General features: G+C 64.0%; 2 protein-coding genes and 1 pseudogene. All 3 read right to left on the bottom strand.

Translation table 11 applies throughout. From position 1 onward, the window contains the following. A pseudogene (locus DBR20_RS09340) lies at positions 1-272 on the bottom strand (coniferyl aldehyde dehydrogenase); the annotation flags it as partial. Positions 273-502: 230 nt separating this feature from the next. Beyond that, on the bottom strand, positions 503-2158 hold the full coding sequence (locus DBR20_RS09345) for an MFS transporter (RefSeq protein WP_108265981.1): 1656 nt from the start codon (positions 2156-2158) through the stop codon (positions 503-505). Between the two features lie 111 nt (positions 2159-2269). After that, positions 2270-3399 (bottom strand): DcaP family trimeric outer membrane transporter (locus DBR20_RS09350; RefSeq protein WP_108265982.1); only part of this gene is annotated, 1130 nt, incomplete at its 5' end.

The raw sequence follows: 3399 nt of genomic DNA on the forward strand, positions 1-3399 counted from the left end.
GCATGACGCGGCTTCGACCAGCGGCGCAGGTGGCGGCGCAGGTGATCGATGGCTGACAGCACGCTCATGCCATCGGCCAGTTTCGATTCAACGTGGGCGCGATGGCCGAAATCCTCGGCAATGGCCGCAGCCATTTCGTCCATGCGCTCCTTCAGCGCCTCGCGCAGGCGGCGCAGGTCGGCTTCGCGCTGTTCCAGCGAAGGACGCTGGGCCTGCCATGCACTGCGCAGGGTATGCAGGATGACGGGGAGGTCGGCGGCTGAGAGGCTCATTCCACGACTATACGGCGTGCGCACGTGAGGCGGCGGTCTCGATGGGGTCAGAGGGCGTGTGGCTTCGGATGCTTGTCAACCGCGATGACGGCATTGAGCGCTGTCTGTTCGCGTCTGCGGAGTTTTGTGCCGCGCGTTGCGCGGTCGCCGAGCATGGCTCGGCGCTACAGGGAAACGAAAAGGCCGTGGTCTGCACCACGGCCTTTCCTTCATGCAATGAAAACCACCGGTTACTTGGTGATGTCCACGTTCTTCGTCTCATGCAGGAACAGGCCACCCACCACCACCGACATCAGCGCGATGATGATCGGGTACCACAGGCCGTAATACAGGTTGCCGGTACCAGCCACCAGCGCGAACGAGATCGCCGGCAGGAAGCCACCGAACCAGCCGTTGCCGATGTGGTACGGCAGCGACATCGAGGTGTAGCGGATGCGGGTCGGGAACAGCTCGACCAGGTAGGCGGCGATCGGGCCGTAGACCATGGTCACGTACAGCACCAGCAGCCACAGCATGAAGATCGTGCCGGCGATGTTGATGCGCGAGCCATCAGCCTTGGCCGGGTAACCCGCAGTGACCAGTGCGCCCTTCAGCTCGGCGCCGAACGCATCGGCCTTGGCCTTGCCGTCTTCCTTGCTCAGGCCGGCCGCTTCATACGAGGTCACGCTGGCGCTGCCCACGTTCACCATCGCCAGCGAGCCGGCGGCGGCGGGCTGCACGTCATACGGCACGCCGGCCTTGGTCAGCGCAGCGGTAGCCACGTCACAGGAGCTGGTGAACTTGCGCAGGCCAACCGGATCGAACTGGAACGAGCAGGTGTTCGGATCGGCAACCACGAGCGCCGGCGAGCTGCTGCGGGCTTCTTCGATGGCCGGATTGGCGAAGTGGGTCAGGCCCTTGAAGATCGGGATGTAGGTGATGGCGGCCAGCAGGCAGCCGGCGAGGATGATCTTCTTGCGGCCGATACGGTCGGACAGCCAGCCGAAGAAGATGAAGAACGGCACGCCCAGTGCCAGCGCGGCGGCGATCAGCAGGTAGGAGGTGGTGGCATCGACCTTCAGCATGCTGCTGAGGAAGAACAGCGCGTAGAACTGGCCGCCGTACCAGACCACCGCCTGACCGGCAGCAGCACCGAGCAGAACCAGCAGCATCAGCTTCAGGTTGCCGCCCTTCAGGCTGTCACGGAACGGCGTCTTGGAACCCTTGCCTTCGGCCTTCATCTGCTGGAACAGCGGAGATTCGCTGAGCTGCAGGCGGATCCACACCGAGATGCCCAGCAGCACGATCGAGACCAGGAACGGAATGCGCCAGCCCCAGGCCTCGAAGGCCTCGTTGCCGAGGAAGTAGCGGCAGGCCAGGATGATCAGCAGCGACATGAACAGGCCCAGCGTGGCGGTGCACTGGATGAAGCTGGTGTACAGGCCACGCTTGTCGGCCGGTGCGTGTTCGGCCACGTAGGTGGCAGCGCCACCGTACTCACCGCCCATCGCCAGGCCCTGGGCCAGACGCAGCACGATCAGGATCACCGGTGCGGCAAAGCCGATCGATGCGTAGTTGGGCAGCACGCCGACCAGGAAGGTCGAGATGCCCATGATCAGGATGGTGACCAGGAAGGTGTACTTGCGGCCGATGCGGTCACCGAGGCTGCCGAAGAAAGCCGCGCCGAACGGTCGCACGAAGAAGCCGGCCGCGAAGGCCAGCAGGGCGAAGATCATGCCCGTGGTTTCATTGACGCCGCTGAAGAACTGCTTGGCGATGATCGCCGCAAGCGAGCCATACAGGAAGAAGTCGTACCACTCGAAAACGGTGCCCAGGCTGGACGCGAAGATGACCTTCTTGTGTCCCTGGGTTAGTTGGGCTTTCGCCGGTGCAGGTGTTGTGGACATGGGACGCTTTCCCTCTGTAGGTGCCGACCTTGGTCGGCACGCAGTCTAGGTAGGTACCAACCGTGGTCGGCCCCGTTCTTCTGGTAGGTGCCGACCTTGGTCGGCACTCATTTAAAAACTGTATTTCGTAGTGAACTGCAGACGGGTGATGTCGCCCTTGTTGCCGTTCTCGACCTCGCGCCTGCCGTACATCAGCTCGGCACCGACATCGACCTTGGGCATCGGCGAATAGAAGATGTTGCCGCGGATGCTCTGCACGCTCTTGGTCACCAGCGGGCCGAGGATGCTGTCGTTGTCGTAGTCGCTGCGCGCGTAGATCAGGTTGGTGCGCAGCTTCGGCGAGAACGCATGGCGCCAGCCGACATAGCCGGCGATCACACCGGTCGGGTTGAGTTCGTCGCGTGCCACGTCATAGGCCGAATCGGCGGTGATGCCCAGGCCGATGTAGCGGGCGATGCCCTCGCCACCGGTGAACTGGTAGTGCAGCGAATCGCTGTCACCCATCACCCACTTGCCGCCCAGGGTCAGGCCACCTGCCACCTTGTCAGCCTTGGCACCGGTGGCCTGGTTGTCGACCTTCAGCTGGCGGACCACGCCGCCGACACCGAAGGTGCCCCAGTCACCCTTCCAGCCGTAACGCAGGGTCAGGTCCGGCAGGCTGCCGCGATCGGAGTTGGCACTGGCATTGGTCCAGGCGCCGGTGACCGGATTGCGCGTGCCGGTGAGGGTGGTGGTTTCCGGATTCTCCAGCGCGACGCTGAAGCCGCCCTTGGTGTAACGCAGCTGGGCCTGGCGCACGAAGATCACGCCATCGGTCGGACCGACGAAGTCGACCGCCTCCGGCAGCGACGCCGCATCCATGAAGTTCGACCAGGTCTGGCCGGCCATCCAGTTGTTCCAGTACATGTACGCATGGCGCAGGGTCACGCCATAGGTGTTGGTGGCAGTCTGGTTGCCCAGCGAATTGCCGAAGAAATCCATCTCGAAGAACGCGCCGGCCTTGTTGCCCGACTCGCTGACGTTGTCGATGCCCAGGTTGAAGCGCGAGAACTTGGCGTGGGCGTTGTAGTCCACGTCCGAGCGCTTGCCGCTGCCGCCGGCACCTTCCACCGGGGTCTGCCCGGGCAGGTACAGCGAGCGGCCGGTGGCATCGTCGGCCAGCTGGCCATCGCTGGTCTGGGTGGCCAGGAAATCGGCCTTGATGAAGCCGCCGATCTTGACCGTGGTACCCGGCGCCGCAC

The sequence above is a fragment of the Stenotrophomonas sp. HMWF023 genome, from assembly GCF_003060985.1.
GTDB lineage: Bacteria > Pseudomonadota > Gammaproteobacteria > Xanthomonadales > Xanthomonadaceae > Stenotrophomonas > Stenotrophomonas lactitubi.

Bases quoted from the DNA above. Each gene is read 5' to 3' on its own strand.
- DBR20_RS09345 (WP_108265981.1), bottom strand. From the start codon at position 2,158: ATGTCCACAACACCTGCACCGGCGAAAGCCCAACTAACCCAGGGACAC.